Annotated in this window: 19 protein-coding genes and 1 tRNA gene; 16 read left to right on the top strand and 4 right to left on the bottom strand. The window is 58.4% G+C overall.

The genetic code is table 11. The features are described from left to right. The first annotated feature begins 57 nt into the window (after window positions 1-57). Both C5Y96_RS05890 and C5Y96_RS05885 read left to right on the top strand, forming a co-directional pair. Window positions 58-1,062 (top strand): hypothetical protein, encoded by a 1,005-nt coding sequence (locus C5Y96_RS05890; protein WP_146115532.1) that lies wholly within the window; start codon window positions 58-60, stop codon window positions 1,060-1,062. Window positions 1,063-1,437: 375 nt separating this feature from the next. Next, window positions 1,438-2,409 (top strand): hypothetical protein, encoded by a 972-nt coding sequence (locus C5Y96_RS05885; RefSeq protein ID WP_105350830.1) that lies wholly within the window; start codon window positions 1,438-1,440, stop codon window positions 2,407-2,409. A 479-nt stretch (window positions 2,410-2,888) separates the two neighbouring features. Here C5Y96_RS05885 and C5Y96_RS27020 read toward each other — a convergent pair whose 3' ends face one another. After that, complete coding sequence (locus tag C5Y96_RS27020; RefSeq protein ID WP_146115531.1) at window positions 2,889-3,116, bottom strand: hypothetical protein; 228 nt, start codon at window positions 3,114-3,116, stop codon at window positions 2,889-2,891. 272 nt (window positions 3,117-3,388) lie between these two features. Then, the gene (locus tag C5Y96_RS05880) at window positions 3,389-3,715 is read right to left on the bottom strand and encodes a DUF6793 family protein (RefSeq protein WP_105350828.1); all 327 of its coding nucleotides are present in this window, start codon (window positions 3,713-3,715) and stop codon (window positions 3,389-3,391) included. 407 nt (window positions 3,716-4,122) lie between these two features. Here C5Y96_RS05880 and C5Y96_RS05875 point away from each other — a divergent pair, with 407 nt between their 5' ends. Beyond that, window positions 4,123-5,049, top strand: a complete 927-nt coding sequence (locus tag C5Y96_RS05875) for a tetratricopeptide repeat protein (protein ID WP_158261111.1) — start codon at window positions 4,123-4,125, stop codon at window positions 5,047-5,049. 16 nt (window positions 5,050-5,065) lie between these two features. Here C5Y96_RS05875 and C5Y96_RS05870 read toward each other — a convergent pair whose 3' ends face one another. Together C5Y96_RS05870 and C5Y96_RS27255 are read right to left on the bottom strand one after the other, a co-directional pair. After that, window positions 5,066-6,091: a GGDEF domain-containing protein gene (locus tag C5Y96_RS05870; RefSeq protein ID WP_105350824.1), complete on the bottom strand. Its 1,026-nt coding sequence runs from the start codon at window positions 6,089-6,091 to the stop codon at window positions 5,066-5,068. A gap of 74 nt (window positions 6,092-6,165) precedes the next feature. Further along, on the bottom strand, window positions 6,166-6,312 hold the full coding sequence (locus C5Y96_RS27255; protein WP_158261110.1) for a hypothetical protein: 147 nt from the start codon (window positions 6,310-6,312) through the stop codon (window positions 6,166-6,168). Window positions 6,313-6,574: 262 nt separating this feature from the next. On the opposite strand from C5Y96_RS27255, the gene C5Y96_RS05865 reads away from it, so the two are divergent. From C5Y96_RS05865 to C5Y96_RS05805, 13 genes are all read left to right on the top strand, one after another. Beyond that, window positions 6,575-6,648: transfer RNA gene (locus C5Y96_RS05865), tRNA-Asp, on the top strand. 99 nt (window positions 6,649-6,747) lie between these two features. Continuing rightward, complete coding sequence (locus C5Y96_RS05860; protein WP_146115530.1) at window positions 6,748-7,440, top strand: hypothetical protein; 693 nt, start codon at window positions 6,748-6,750, stop codon at window positions 7,438-7,440. A gap of 37 nt (window positions 7,441-7,477) precedes the next feature. Beyond that, on the top strand, window positions 7,478-7,696 hold the full coding sequence (locus C5Y96_RS05855; RefSeq protein WP_158261109.1) for a helix-turn-helix domain-containing protein: 219 nt from the start codon (window positions 7,478-7,480) through the stop codon (window positions 7,694-7,696). A gap of 349 nt (window positions 7,697-8,045) precedes the next feature. Continuing rightward, the gene (locus C5Y96_RS05850) at window positions 8,046-9,176 is read left to right on the top strand and encodes a site-specific integrase (RefSeq protein ID WP_158261108.1); all 1,131 of its coding nucleotides are present in this window, start codon (window positions 8,046-8,048) and stop codon (window positions 9,174-9,176) included. A gap of 95 nt (window positions 9,177-9,271) precedes the next feature. Further along, a complete protein-coding gene (locus tag C5Y96_RS05845) occupies window positions 9,272-9,589 on the top strand; it encodes a hypothetical protein (RefSeq protein WP_105350820.1) in 318 nt (105 codons plus the stop codon). Beyond that, the gene (locus C5Y96_RS05840) at window positions 9,586-10,119 is read left to right on the top strand and encodes a hypothetical protein (protein ID WP_105350817.1); all 534 of its coding nucleotides are present in this window, start codon (window positions 9,586-9,588) and stop codon (window positions 10,117-10,119) included. The genes C5Y96_RS05845 and C5Y96_RS05840 overlap by 4 nt, the downstream gene beginning before the upstream one ends. Next, window positions 10,116-10,547: a hypothetical protein gene (locus C5Y96_RS05835; protein WP_105350815.1), complete on the top strand. Its 432-nt coding sequence runs from the start codon at window positions 10,116-10,118 to the stop codon at window positions 10,545-10,547. Before C5Y96_RS05840 ends, C5Y96_RS05835 begins: the two co-directional genes overlap by 4 nt. Next, entirely contained in the window at window positions 10,544-10,858 is a 315-nt protein-coding gene (locus C5Y96_RS05830) for a hypothetical protein (protein ID WP_105350812.1), read from the top strand. Before C5Y96_RS05835 ends, C5Y96_RS05830 begins: the two co-directional genes overlap by 4 nt. A 33-nt stretch (window positions 10,859-10,891) precedes the next feature. Beyond that, window positions 10,892-11,671 carry a hypothetical protein gene (locus tag C5Y96_RS05825; RefSeq protein WP_105350809.1) on the top strand — a complete coding sequence of 260 codons (780 nt, stop codon included), beginning with the start codon at window positions 10,892-10,894 and terminating at the stop codon, window positions 11,669-11,671. Next, entirely contained in the window at window positions 11,671-11,934 is a 264-nt protein-coding gene (locus C5Y96_RS05820) for a hypothetical protein (protein ID WP_105350806.1), read from the top strand. The genes C5Y96_RS05825 and C5Y96_RS05820 overlap by 1 nt, the downstream gene beginning before the upstream one ends. Then, the gene (locus C5Y96_RS05815) at window positions 11,909-12,208 is read left to right on the top strand and encodes a hypothetical protein (protein ID WP_105350804.1); all 300 of its coding nucleotides are present in this window, start codon (window positions 11,909-11,911) and stop codon (window positions 12,206-12,208) included. The genes C5Y96_RS05820 and C5Y96_RS05815 overlap by 26 nt, the downstream gene beginning before the upstream one ends. A gap of 138 nt (window positions 12,209-12,346) precedes the next feature. After that, window positions 12,347-12,550, top strand: a complete 204-nt coding sequence (locus C5Y96_RS05810) for a carbon storage regulator (protein WP_105350801.1) — start codon at window positions 12,347-12,349, stop codon at window positions 12,548-12,550. Next, window positions 12,547-13,521 carry a hypothetical protein gene (locus C5Y96_RS05805; protein ID WP_105350799.1) on the top strand — a complete coding sequence of 325 codons (975 nt, stop codon included), beginning with the start codon at window positions 12,547-12,549 and terminating at the stop codon, window positions 13,519-13,521. Before C5Y96_RS05810 ends, C5Y96_RS05805 begins: the two co-directional genes overlap by 4 nt. Window positions 13,522-13,527: the final 6 nt, after the last annotated feature.

Here is a 13,527-nt window from a genome sequence, read left to right as displayed (position 1 = left end):
CGAAAAAGGATTTTCGCAGACCAGCTCGTGCACATCCGAAGGCAGGACGCCATGCGAATGCACACCAAACATTGGTCGCTACTGTTCGCCGTAGCCGTTTCTATCACTTCCGTCGCCGCGACGGGGTGCAAGTCGATGCCCGGCTATAACTACATGGCCAAATGGGGTGCTCCCGACAAGACATCGGCCGGTGCATCGGAAGCTCCGAAGTACGCTGCGGCTCCTTCTTCGACTTCGACTCCGGTACCATCCACTTCGCAGTTGGCCGGTCGTCAGTCGGTCACACCAAACTATCTGGCCGGTGCTACCCCAGCTGGGGCCGCTCCTTCGGCCAGCCCTTATGCTTACCAACAGCAGCACGCTGCTCAAACCGCTCAGGCTTCGATGACGCCACAACGCGGTTTCTATGCTTCGTCGCCAACGGGATCGGCTCCAACTGCCGGTACCACACCACAATCGGGCTACGGTGCGTACAATCCAAGTGCTACCGGTGGCGCTTACGGCACTTCGCCGGCAGCCTACACCGCCAATGCCAACACCACTTCCACCTACAGTGGCACGGCTCCTGCCGGTTACTCGGCTCCACCAGCTTCGTACACGCAGCCACAACCAAGCTCGCAGTACAGCGGCGGCTCGTCGTATAGCGGTTCGTCCTACACCGGCGGTCAGACCTCCACCTACGGTGGTTCTTCCACACCAAGCCCAAGTGCTTACCCAAGCACGACCAGCCCAAGCGGAACGGCCTATCCGTCGACCAGCGGTTACCCATCGACCTCGACGCCACAGTCGACCTACCCGTCGACCAGCAACTATCAGTCGAGCACCGCGTATCCTTCGACCAGCAGCTACTCGAGCACCTCGGCTCCGAACCCGAATAATTACCAGGCCATGAGCAGCCCGGCGTATCAAACGGCTTCAGCCACCTCAGCTGCCGGTACCGATTCGCACTACCGCCCAGGCGGCACCGCCGACTACAGCGGCAGCACGACCACCAGCGGAACCACTTCCCGCTACGGTAGCACCGAATCGAGCTACCCAACCACGTCGACCTACACTCGCTAGGCGATCGCGGCACAACCTAACAACAACCACAGGGGGAGCATGCTGGTTTGCTCCCCTTTTTTATGCGCGCACCCATTCCCGTCCTCTCACCCCGCCGGAGAGAAGGCCAGCATGAGGGACAAACCAAGTACCAGCTCTCAAGTTCTCAAAGAGAAAGACAACCACGGATCACGCAGACTTACGCGGATAAGACCGGCAAAAAACTCTTCCAAAAAATCTCCCCCAAACATTTGACATGTATACGCATGTTCACATATCTTAGGGGAACCCCTACGATTCCCCCTCGAATCCAGGACCGGGAAACAGATCCCCCGGGTACCACGCCCAAGTCTGCTTGGGCGTGCGAACACCGTTTTCACTCAACCCAAAAGAAAAATGTCCCATTCCGACCCCCAACCTGAAACACACGGAGCTGGCCATCACAGCCAGACTCCGCAGGTTGCCGTGCGCGATGGGAACCGCATCATCTGCCCCTGCTGTGGCGAAGTCCTGATGGTCATCCCCGATCGACCGATCGAAGAGATGACCATCTTCCAGCAGGCCAACCAGGTCCGCGTCTCCCCCAAAGGGGACCCGCGGCGAACGTGCGCGGCCCTGGAAGAAATGATTGCCCGGCAAGAGGCCGAAGAACGGGGCGATCACAAACCTCCGCAAGAGGAAGAACCGCCGCCGGAACCGTTCGTCTACGTGCCAGACCCCAACCGGCTAACGTACCGGGCAGACCCGCTCGTCGAACCGATTGATCCCGAAGTCGCGGCCCATCAGTTCCCCGACATGCGACCTCCCTGGATCGTTCCCCAGGCCAAGAAACCGCGGAAACCGCCTGCGTACCGAGCACCGCGCGAACGCGACGACAACACGCGCGAACGGGAATGGCAACTACGACGCATGAAACGCCCGCCCGAAGAGGCGTGGACGTACGAGCTGGCGCGGCTCTATGCGTGGACGTACTACCGCCTGCAGAAGCTGGACCGGCAATTACAGGGAGAGATCTGCGCGAAGCAGGCCGAATTGGATCGGCTGGAACAAGAGTTGTTCGAGTTGAACCCGGAGCTCCAGCCCTTCAAATCGCAACCACGACAACCAGCGCTAACGGCAACACGTTTGCTAAGTGAAGCGAATGCGAACGTCCCGACATTGGATACGCATGAACTGCCAACCGGCGCTCCGCACGCCCAAGCAGACTTGGGTGTGGCACCCGGGGAGTCGTCTGGTGTGTCGTCCGAAACGTTGAGCAACGTTTCATCTGGCGAGTTGGTTCACGCGTCATCTGCCAAGCCGATCGACGAGCCGACCGACGAGTTTAAACACGAAACGCCTCACGCCAACGAACGCGGTCCGCCGTGACATGTCAGCTCCAACGGAGCGACCGTTCATAGCCAGGGGCGGCAGCCCCTGGTACCCGTGCCACCAACATCGAGTCCTAAGCCCCAAGGGGGCGGCCGAGTGTGCGCGCACCGGTTCGGCCGCCCTTTCAGGGCTTAAGATGTGTTTAATGAGATCGCTTTCCAGGGGTTTCCACCCCTGGCTATGAACGGTCGCCCCTTTGGGGCTGGCGAGAAGAAGATTGCGCGCGAACATGGCGTTGCCATAATGGACCGCAGCAAATGCGATCTTCATCTCAAAGGCCGCGGGTTAGCGTTGTATCTGGTGCGACTGGCTGCGCTACTTGCGTCCGACGTTTTCTATTGGAATGCCTGCTGGCGAAACACACCCTCACTCTCTCCCCGCCGGGGCGAGGGGATCGGATTTGTGCGCGCGTCGAGTATTGCAGGGCTACGAGAATTACCGTGCGCCCAATATTGACCAGCACCAAGAATCGGGGACTAGCGTCCCGTGGGACAGAAGTTTTGACTAACGATGCGGGAAAGGAGACCTTGGACCTTCAGTTTGGTCATCTTCTTTTCGGCCGACGTACGATCGGCGAATGTGCCAACGCGTTTCCAGGCATGTTCGGTCGCGTCGAACACATCGACGAAAACCTGCCGCGCCATCCCCCCCGGGGCGCTCACGGAAATCCATTTCCCCGCCGAGCTTTGTGTGGATTGATTCATAGCTCAATCTCCCAAGAAATTAGAAGCGATTCCTATTCCATCGAACCGTTTCGAGCCAATTGATCAGCCAATTTCCCTGTTTTCGGCGGCAAGAGAGGAAATTGAGGCCAGATAGTGAATTTCACCATCTTCGCTCGGCCCCAGATGCCGAGCGAACGCGAGATGTTCAAGTGAGGGATTCGAGGGCGTTTTGGGCAATAAAACGCCCTCCGGAAGCGCGATAATCAGCAGAGCCTTGATGCAATCACTCCGCCGGAAAGGTCAGTAGACGATTACCAACCCATGACCATATTCGATTCGATGGCCTTACGAGCCTGGTTCAGATCGTTGCCGGTCTCGTGCATGTACAAGCGAATCGCATGGACTTTATCCCCTTCCGCTTTTGAGAGGCAATCGCGCGCTACAATACAAGGATCCAGCGGACCGGTCGTTAAACCAAGAGCGGCTTTAGATATCACCCACGACGTTCGTGGCCTTTTAGAAATACGAATCACGTCGTCGCCGGGATAGTTGTCGTAGACCTGTCCTTTGGCCTCGTTCTCGTCATCCGCCCAGGTGATGACGATATGAGCGTTTGTTTCCACCTCGAAAAGCGCCATGGAGAATCTCCTTCTAACGAAGACTTAGAGAAAGCGAGTGAGATAAGAACCGGCCTCATCCTCTTCTGGCCTGTCCTCGCTTTCTTTCCAACGCGCTGGAGTCACTACCACACAATTCGCAACACGTGCGGTGTTAAAGCCAAACGGCGCAGCGTCGTAGGAGTAAGAAACATCGCGAGAAGACCCAGGAGATAAAAATGAGGTAGTTTCCGGCGAATTTAAATCGTCTTCATGCCACCGTCAATAAAATTTCCCATACCGATTTACACCCGTTTCCTCGCTCAAATTCCGTAGTGGTTGCCTGTCTGCCGTTGTTCTCGGAAGCGGCATGTTTCTGGTAGAATGCAAGCAATCGTTGAGGAAGAAACGAATACCTATTTTCTTTCCGCAAAATCCTTTGGATGCCCATGTCTGAGTCGAACTCGACCGAAACACCTTCGCAGCCCGCCCCTTCGTCGAGCCCTACCCAAGTGCCACCACCGGGGCGTCCTCCCTTTGTCGGTGTGCTTATCGCGGTCTTCGTGCTCTCGGTGGTTTACGTGGGTTACTCATTTTTCAATCCCAAGTCGATGGCCCAGTGGAAGTGGGCTGCGGCTGTCGATGCGATGGAAAAGGACGACATCGATCAGGCCAAGTTGCTGGCCGAAGAAGCACTGGCATGGGACCCCGAAAATGCCGAACTGCGATTGCATATCGCTGAAATGCATTATCGTCAGGAGGAAACGACCGAGGCCCGCAAGCAGATCGAAGAAGCGATCGCATTGGGTAAAAACGATCCGGCGGTGATCACGCAGGCCGGGTTCCTGCTATCGCGAATGGGTCAGCACGACGGCGCGATGCTGCTTTCCAAACGCCTGGTTGATATCGCCGAAAAAGAAAAGACGATCCACCTGCACCAGGCTCTCAACCAGCGTGCTTACTCGATTGCCATGGCCGCCGCCGACGAAGCCGCCACGCCAGAGCAAATCGCCGAAGGGATGAAGGACATCGAACTGGCGATTGAATACTACGGCGACGACGCTTCCTACATCGACACGCGTGGCTACCTGAAGGTATTCGCCGGCGATCTGAAAGGAGCCGTCAAAGACCTGGACGCCGCGATCAAGTTTTACGAAGACCAACGCAGCGAGTTACTGGCCAAACTCAAACCGGAAGAAGTCGAAAACATGCCCAGCGGTGTCGCGTTCATCGACAATCGGCTCAAGCAGGTTCTCTCGGTGCTTTACTCGCACCGAGCTCTCGCCCACGAGAAGCTTGGCAACGAGAAGGAAGCCAAGCAAGATCATGACCTGGCCGAGTCCTACGGGCTCGATCGCAAACGAGGCATCTGGTAGCCCCGTTCCAAGCGGGCTACACGGTTTCGGCCTGTTTTTGCTGGTGCGAAGCGGCTTTGTCGCTTTCGCGTTGACCGAGCATCTTTTCGAGCGAGCGAACCTCTTCGAGCAACTCTTCGGCGTTCTCGTGTGCGAGGGTCGCCGCGGACGAATCGCTGGCAGGGTGTTCCTGCACGCAGTCGCCGGTATGGCAGAAGATGCAATTACGGCCGCGTGACTTGGCACGGTAGAGTGCCGAGTCGGCACGAGCCAACAAGGTTTGGGGTTCGTCGGTATTGCTGGCCTGGGCCACACCACCACTGACGGTCACTTTCAGCCGCTGCTCGACCGCTTCGCGAACGCGTTCGGCAAAGATCAACCCACCGGCCAGGTCGGTCGACGGCATGAGGATGACGAACTCTTCGCCACCGTAACGCGTGACGACGTCGGTCTCGCGAACGCAATTGTCGATCAGGCTGGCCACTTCCTGCAGAACACGGTCCCCTTCCAGGTGACCATATTCGTCGTTGATCTTTTTGAAGTGATCGACGTCGAGGATGCACAGCGAGAAGGTCAACTCGTAGCGATCCTTCATCGCAAACAGGCTTTCCAGGCTGTCGTCGAGTGCGCGGCGATTGCTGAGCCCTGTCAAAGGATCGGTGCGCGACTCGGTAAAGGTCATCAGCAAATTGGCTTGCTGGCGTACTTCATCGTAGGCATTGGCAATCTGAGCCGACAGCCGCATGGTGGGGCTGAGCATTCGCTCGGCCTCTTCACACAGCGTTTGCCACGACTCGCCGGTTTCGTTTTCGTGGGAACTCATCAGGACGATGCGTTCCTTGAAGTGAGCGATGCTCGATTGGTGGGAAGCCAGGTTGCGACGGACTTCGCGCGAGATCTCTTCGAGTTGTTTTACGATGGCCTTGGCGCGTTTCAGTTCGCGACGAGCATAGGCCTGCTCGGCCGAAACGGGTCGGTGATTGCGTTTCCCGAGGAAGTATCCGATCAAGGCGATCAACGCCATCGCTACCGGAGTCGGAATTCCCAAAATCCAGTCTTCCATCCTGGCTCTTTCCTAACGCACGCTAAAAGGGATCGATTGACTACTTATCTCTGTGCCGAAGGTTGCCGGCTGGTTTAGCCGCGGGTTTTGCTTCCGACGCCTTGCATACAGAAGATGCCGAAGCCCACCACCACTGCAAACGCGATCGTCCACTCCAGGGTTCCCATGTTGACGACGAAGTCTTCCGTCTCACGTACCACATGAAAAATGAAGTCACGCATGGCAGGATTTCCGAAACTTGGACACGAGAGAAATAAGGTTCCACTTTCAAACGCTAGGTCACAAAACTGTGATCTGACGGGAATTCACGAGGAAATGCAGGCTTCGCGCGAACCAACGCCCTGGCTGCGGGTCGAAAAGAAGTGACATAACTGGCATTTGTTGCGAAATCGGCCCGTGAAAAGAAATTGCGATCAAATTATCGCCAGGGGGGCCTTGAGTTTCAGAGCGATGGGCCTATATTAACGTATCTCAACAGCAGTTGGGGCCGTAGCTCAATTGGTTAGAGTACCGGACTGTCGATCCGGTGGTTGCGGGTTCGACCCCCGTCGGCCTCGCTTTAAAGCGGGGCCAGATAACACGTTAGCGTTATCTGGCCCTCTTTTTTTGCGAATTTGCTGCATTCTCGTTCTGCAGCTGACTTTCAAGGGCAACAGATGGCCAGGTTTTTCCTGGGGGTGATGCTTTTCACCCTTCTAGCACTGTGCATCGCTTGCGGTGGCGTGCCCGCCACTGGGACAACGTCGTCCGGCATGCCAGGGCCGCAAAATTCTACGGCGGTCGATCGAGGCAACCAAACCACCCCGGCCGATGATAGCCAGCTCGAGCACGACGCCACGGCCGCCAACCAGGCCGCCGAGGATGACCGACAAGATTCTCTGCCGTTCGATCCCAATACCGAAGCAATCAAGCAATGGATCCGAGACGGTGAACTTGGCATGGGAAACCCGCATGTCGGGAAGATCGGCAAAATCGGGTCGATGGAAATCATCCAAGTCGTCGACGCCAACACCGGCTTGGTGCAGCTCGGCGCGGATGGCCTGATCGTGATGATTCACGGCTGGAACCTGGCCAACGCCGTCGACGGTCAGTACATCACGCTTGGACTCTGCCAGGTTGTCGGCACTCAGCAATACGTGAACGGACTGGGCACCACGAGCACCGTTTTCGTTATGCGGCCCTTGGACGACGGCTTGAGCGCCGCGACGGAACCACCGTCGAAGTTCCCGAGGAGAAACTCTGCGACGACGACCAGCTTTATATCGAAGAGGAATTCCAGCGGCGGGCCAAAGCAGCTCGGCAACTGCGCCGCATGGAACAGTAGAAACCCGCAACGCGTGAACTCTTGACCACCTACTGAGACACACTAAAATCGGGAGCATGATCGTGCCCTTAGCAACAGACGAAGCTCAGTTAATCGGCGAACGCATTCGCGAGGCGCGAAAGTCGGCAGGTCTCACTCAGGCCGATCTGGCGAAATCTTTAGGCATCGCCCACGTGCAAATTTCTTACTATGAACGCGGCGAACAATGGCCGAACATTCAGCGGCTAATGCAAATCTGCAAGGTGCTTGGCACAAGCCCCGATAGAATTCTTGGATTCTAAGACTTGCATTGATTTAACCCATGCATTAAATTCGTGACCCGGCACTCGGATAGTGTCGACGGTCGCGAGTTTCTGTACCACCCAACAAGAAACCCGCGGACGGATTTCCCCGCGGGTTTTTTCGTGGCTTGCTTCTGGCTGCCTCTTGGCCACGAGCTAACCCGCACAAGGAAAACGAGGCCCCCGCTTTTTGCCGGTCTTATTTGTTAAGACCAGCTTAACGGTGGCCTATCATTTCAGGTGTGAGTTATGGCAAACGGGATTTTGCCGAAGTTCAGGGATGGTAGAGCGGGCCGCGGGGATGCGCGGACGGCAACGGATGACCCCGGCCCGGCAAGAGGAGCCACCTGTGATACAGCAACCCAACGCATCCATTATCCAATTTCGCCGTCCGGAGCTGGACCCGACCCAAACGGGGGCCTGTCTTTCGGTCTTCGACTTCTACCAGCGGTACGCAAAACCTCAATTGAAGGAGCGGAACCGCTCAGCCGACACCATCGGCGAGTACGAACGACACCTGCGAAGGTGGCAAGATTGGCAAGCCGAGGACCGGATGCACTATCCGGTCCTAGCAATATCGGACGTTCGCCATACCGACCTGGAAGCCTGGCGAAAATGGCTAATCCGTTCGGGAATCTCACAATCGAATCGATCGTGCAACAAGCATCTCGGTTCGCTTCATGCGGTTCTAAAGATCGCCGGCCAGCGGGAGGCCCACGCTTCACCGCCGCACTTGTCGCCGCTGGAATGTTCGACCTCCCCCAAGAAGCCCTACCTGACTTACGACCAGGTTGGGGCGTTGTACCTGGCCTGCAAAGAAGCCCAGTGGCCCGTAGCCACACAGGAAGGCTACCCACTGCCCTACTCGCCTGCGGTTTACTGGCGGGCGTTTATTGTCTTGCAGTTCAACTACGGCCAACGCACGCAAGAGCTGGCCAGCTACGAACGCAAGAACGACTCGCTCACCTGGCGGCAAATCTGCTGGGAGCCGGAGACCCCGGCCGAGGAAGGCTCGGCCATCAATCCGCACGGGTGGTTCTTCTACGTGCCGCAAAAGCAAAAGCGGTTCAAAGAAGACCCGCTAGTGCTACCGCTCAACGAGACCTCCGCCCGGCACTTGCGGTCGATAATGCCGCCCGGCCGCGTCGATCCGAACGCGCGGGTGTTTCCCTTCCCGTACTCGAACGAATCGTACTACGAGACCTGGGATGCGATCGTGAAGGCATCGGGGGTGAAACGCAAGAAGAACCTCAAGACGGGCGAGCGACCGCCGGTACATATCAAGCTGTTTCGCAAAACGTGCGAGACCTGGCACGACACGCACGCGCCCGGCATGGGGGAAATCATCACCGGCCACGCCGAGCGAACCGTCTCGGGCAAGCACTACGCCAACCGCGAACGGCGACTCGTCGAAACGTTGAACGCGTTCCCGCAGCCGGCCGCGTTCCTCAACAGCGACCAACAGCAGCTGCTGTTCTAGCCGTCGCCAACTACTCGAACCAATTCAAACGCCGAGACTGCCGCGCGGGCCTCGGCGTTTTTTCATGCGCCTGCGCGGATACGGAGACCGACCAAATGCAACACACGAAACGAGCCCGCAAAGGGAGAACGCTGCTTACCGCGGAACAGCAAGCCGAGCACGACGCCAAGATTCTGGAAAACTTCAACGAGCGGCACCCCGTCGGCTCAGTTGTCTGGTACTGGCACACGCTGAAACCTGGCTCGGAAGTTACCGAGACCACGGTTACCAGGCCGGCGGCCCTGATGCCTTCCGGCGAACCGGTCACATTCGTAGAAGGCGTGCGAGGGTGCGTTTCCATCTGGAACATCACCGAGCCGAAGGAAGCACAGCGGGCCCACGTGCAGTTCAAGCAGTCGAGGGCCGCCCAGTGAACTACACCATCGGAAGCGAAGTTGACAAACTTCAAAAGCTGGTACAGCGGCGGCAACCAAAGCCACGGCTGCGAGATGAGGATCTACCGCCAGGCGAAACGGTAAGGCTCTGGTCTTCTGCCCTGTGGACGCAAGGCCAGGTAACCAGTTCCGAATTCAGCCGCCTGTCTGCCACTCAGATTAGCACGGCGTTTTACTTCCTCACTCGCGCCGAGGCGGTAAACGACGTAGTGGACCGGCTCGACCAAGTTGTCGAACTTGCCAAGTGTTCCGCCCTAGATGGCTCGCCGAAGTCTTCGCCTGGTGAGTCTCCGGAGCTGTTGAAGATGTATCTCAAAGACACCGTCAATAAGCTTTGCCGCGTGGCTGCATTCAACGAAGCCGCAATCGTAAACGATGCACGCGAACGAATCGAATTGCTAGAAGACGAGGTTGCCGAGCTGCGGTTTCAAATTGCCAACGGCAAGCCAGGCGACGAAAGCAGCAACGCGGCCGTGGCCTGGGGAATGACGGAAGGGGGTAACCAATGAACGCGAGTTACCAAGAAGTGCCCGTGCAGGCCGCTAAAGAGATCGGTTTGCACTTCTCGAAGAACGCCGTGGTTATCATCGCCGTCGATGCGATGCACGACAAGCTTCACGTGACGAGCTGGGGCAATGAGCCCAGCGACAAGGTTTACGCGGCTCGAATTGGCGATTGCTGCCACCACTACCTTTATTCGCAGGCCGGCATTCGCGACTTGTCGAAAGAGGTTTTCGAGGATTTCCGATTAGTGCCTGCCGCCAAATCGCGGAAGCATATCGAAGTGCTGACCGATGCAGCACGCGAGGCCATCGCATCTCTCGAAGCGATGAACGCCACACCGGTAGGGACCGTGTTGTCCGGCTACATCTGCAACGCACTTTCAAAGCTTAAACAGGCGATCGAATGGAAGCCTGCGGAAGGGGGTAAGTCGTGAACGTGCAGCAAATCGAAACCGGGCTGCCATGCGAGCAATGGGCCGCCGAAAAGTTTCTATCGCATCAAGCCGAACGAGACGTGCGGCAATTCGATTACAGCTTTGCGCCCGGCGTTATCACGATTCGTAGCGAGGGCTCCGAAGCTTTGGAAGTCGCCGTTCAGCTCGGCCGCTACCTGGAGGGCTTTCTCGATGGTATGGCCGCGGCGATGCGAAACGAAGCCAACGGCACGTACCGCGTTGAAAGCCGGCCAGGTGACGAAAGCTACAACGCGGCGGTGGCATGGAAAGTGACCGAGGGGGCCATTTGATGCCATGGCCAGGTACGACCCACCACACCGAACGTGCGATCGCTGCCAAGCCCCGAGCTACGGCCCCGTCTGCCTGGCGTGCTGGCCGGCGCATATGGCGGAGCGAACAGGCTCTGCAGGGCCGACGCTTTCGACGCCACCGAAAACAGCGACATCGGCCGACCAGGAAGATCCGGCAACGCTGGATTCCGCGGCCCCGACGTCGGCCTGTATTGCCTGCGGTGGCACGCAGCGAAACAGCAAGGGCGGCCCGTGTTTCCCTTGCTCGACCAAACCAAGCACGACCAAACCAAGCACGACCACGCCGAGTACTCCGCCGCCGATTGTGGCGGCTACCGCGTGGGCCTCCGAATCGTTCGACCCGGTACCGAAGCCGCGGCGAACCAAGCCGGCACGAGCTGGCCAGCTTTCCCTTTTCTAATTCAGGAACCCAAGATCATGTGTGCAATGCGAAGGACGCTCAACGTAGACCACCTGGTTTCGCTGGTAAGTGGCGGCGTGGTCGACCTGGACGGCGTGCTTATCAACCTGGCCGATATCGGACACGGCCTCATTCGTCGCGCCGTGATGGCGGCTACCAGGCCGGACAAGCCGCCAGTCGAAGCTCTGGCGGTTTCGTCGATTGACGGCCGGCACTTTCTGCCAGGTGCTAAGGTGCTTGGCTATATCAACCGACACCCATTCGACCAATTCGACGCCATACACGCCGTTGTTCAGGTAACCGACGGCGTGACGCTCGCCTGGAACGGCACGGCGTATCGCAAGCTTCCGGACAACTGGCACGACTTTGTCGAACTACGAAAGGCGGCCTAATGGCAAGCGTTGTCGAACTCAACCGGCCCATTCGTCGACGGGTCGGTAATTTGATCATCGAAATTCACGAGAAGGGCATCACCCTTCGCGGCTCCGGTCGACGCAAGCGGCGAACGTTCACCTGGGAACAAATCGCCGCACTCGACCAGGCCGGAACCGTGCAGGCCGCCAGCGATGAAGCACTTGGCCGCCGCGTTTTGAAATCGCTACACGCGTTGCCCAAGGGAGGCATACCCCATGCAAACCGCCGCGTTAAATCTTGAGACCTTGGCACAGCTCGACCCAGAACTCGCCGAGCTTTACGCCGAGCTGCTCACGGAAGCCGTGCAGGACTGCAAAGCACGACCGCACTTGCAGAAGGCCCGCACGGTGGTGCTCTCGCTTTCGATGGTGCCCGTGGAAGATGACCCCGAGGACGTCTGCCTCGAATGGAACGTGGGCCTTAAAACGCCCAGCTCCGTGAAAACCAGGAATCCGAAGCGCGGCCCCGTTCGCGCTCGGCGATCCAAAACCGACCAGCTTCAATTCGACTTCTAAGGAAACCACACCAACGCGCAGCCGATCGGCGACACGCGGTGCCCACCGCACACCGCCGGCCGGAATGAATAACGGGCCTCTGGGGAGCGCACGGCGATTCGTTCGGCAAGCTACGCGGCAATCGAAGGAACGTTTGCAATGCTTGTTCTCACTCGCAAAAAAGGCCAGACCATCAAGGTAGACGGCCCATGCACCATCACGGTGCTGAAGACCACCGGGGCGACCGTTCGTATCGGCATTGAAGCCGACAAGGACACGAAGGTGCTACGCGGTGAAATCACCATTTACGAGGAACCCCAAGACGGCGAGATGACAGCCGAGCAAGGGGGCGAGGCCGCATGACGGAGCAAGGAAGCTTTCAACCGCTTTGGAAGGCGGCCGACGATGAACAGCAAGCGAAAGACCGGCTCCACGCTCGGCAGCTTGCGTGCCTGGAAAAAGCCCTCGATCTTTCCGGCATCCACCGTAGCAGCTCGGCTTACCGCCTGGCACGGCTTGTGTTCCATGTCACCAAGAATACCGGTGGCGTGCTCTCGTGGACTGCCGAGCGAATCGCGGCCGACCAGGCTATGCGGCTTGCTAATGGCAGCGAGATCAGCCCACGCAGCGTTCAGCGAGCTGCAGCACAGCTTCGCCGAGCCGGCATCATTCAGCAAGCGACCAACAGCGAAGCGGGCCGCGGCGTCAGCTTCGCGGCTCGGTCGATCGATTGGCGACACGTGGCGGCCATCGCCGAGGGTGAACAAGCGGTCACCGCTCGCGCAACCGATAGCGCGACCGCCCGCGCAATCGACCGCGCAATCGACCGCGCAACCGCTAGCGCGACCGACCGCGCAACCGCCTACGCAAATGGCGGCTCTCTATTACTTCCCTTAAACCAAGAACCTAAGACTCCCATCACCACCTGGAAGACGGCGAGGGGGAAGGTTTGTAAGTGGGTTTCGGATTGGGTGCCACCGCTGAAACACTGCCAGGTCGTCGGCGTGTCGCCTGACTACGTGTGCCAGGTGGTCGACCTATTCGAGCAAGCCGGCGGTCTCTGGCCACCTGGCGGCCTTCGCTGGCGGCTCTTACGGGCGGCTCCGGAGATTGAACCCGATCGGCTCGACGCCTGGCCACCGATCGCCGAGCCGACCGGCGAGGAACGCCGCGCGTGTGAAATGCTGGCTAACGTTCGCCAGTGGTGCCAAGACAAACCCAACGCCGACCCGCCGGAGGTAATCTTCCGCCGTGCGGCCAACGACAAAGGGCTCGGCGAACTGGTCGACCGTGCCTTATTCCGCGAACGCCTGGCCGACATGGCCCAAGTTTAGAAGGTG

It is taken from the genome of Blastopirellula marina (genome assembly GCF_002967715.1).
In the GTDB taxonomy this organism is placed as follows: Bacteria; Planctomycetota; Planctomycetia; order Pirellulales; family Pirellulaceae; genus Bremerella; species Bremerella marina_B.
This window is presented reverse-complemented; position numbering and strand designations above follow the sequence as displayed.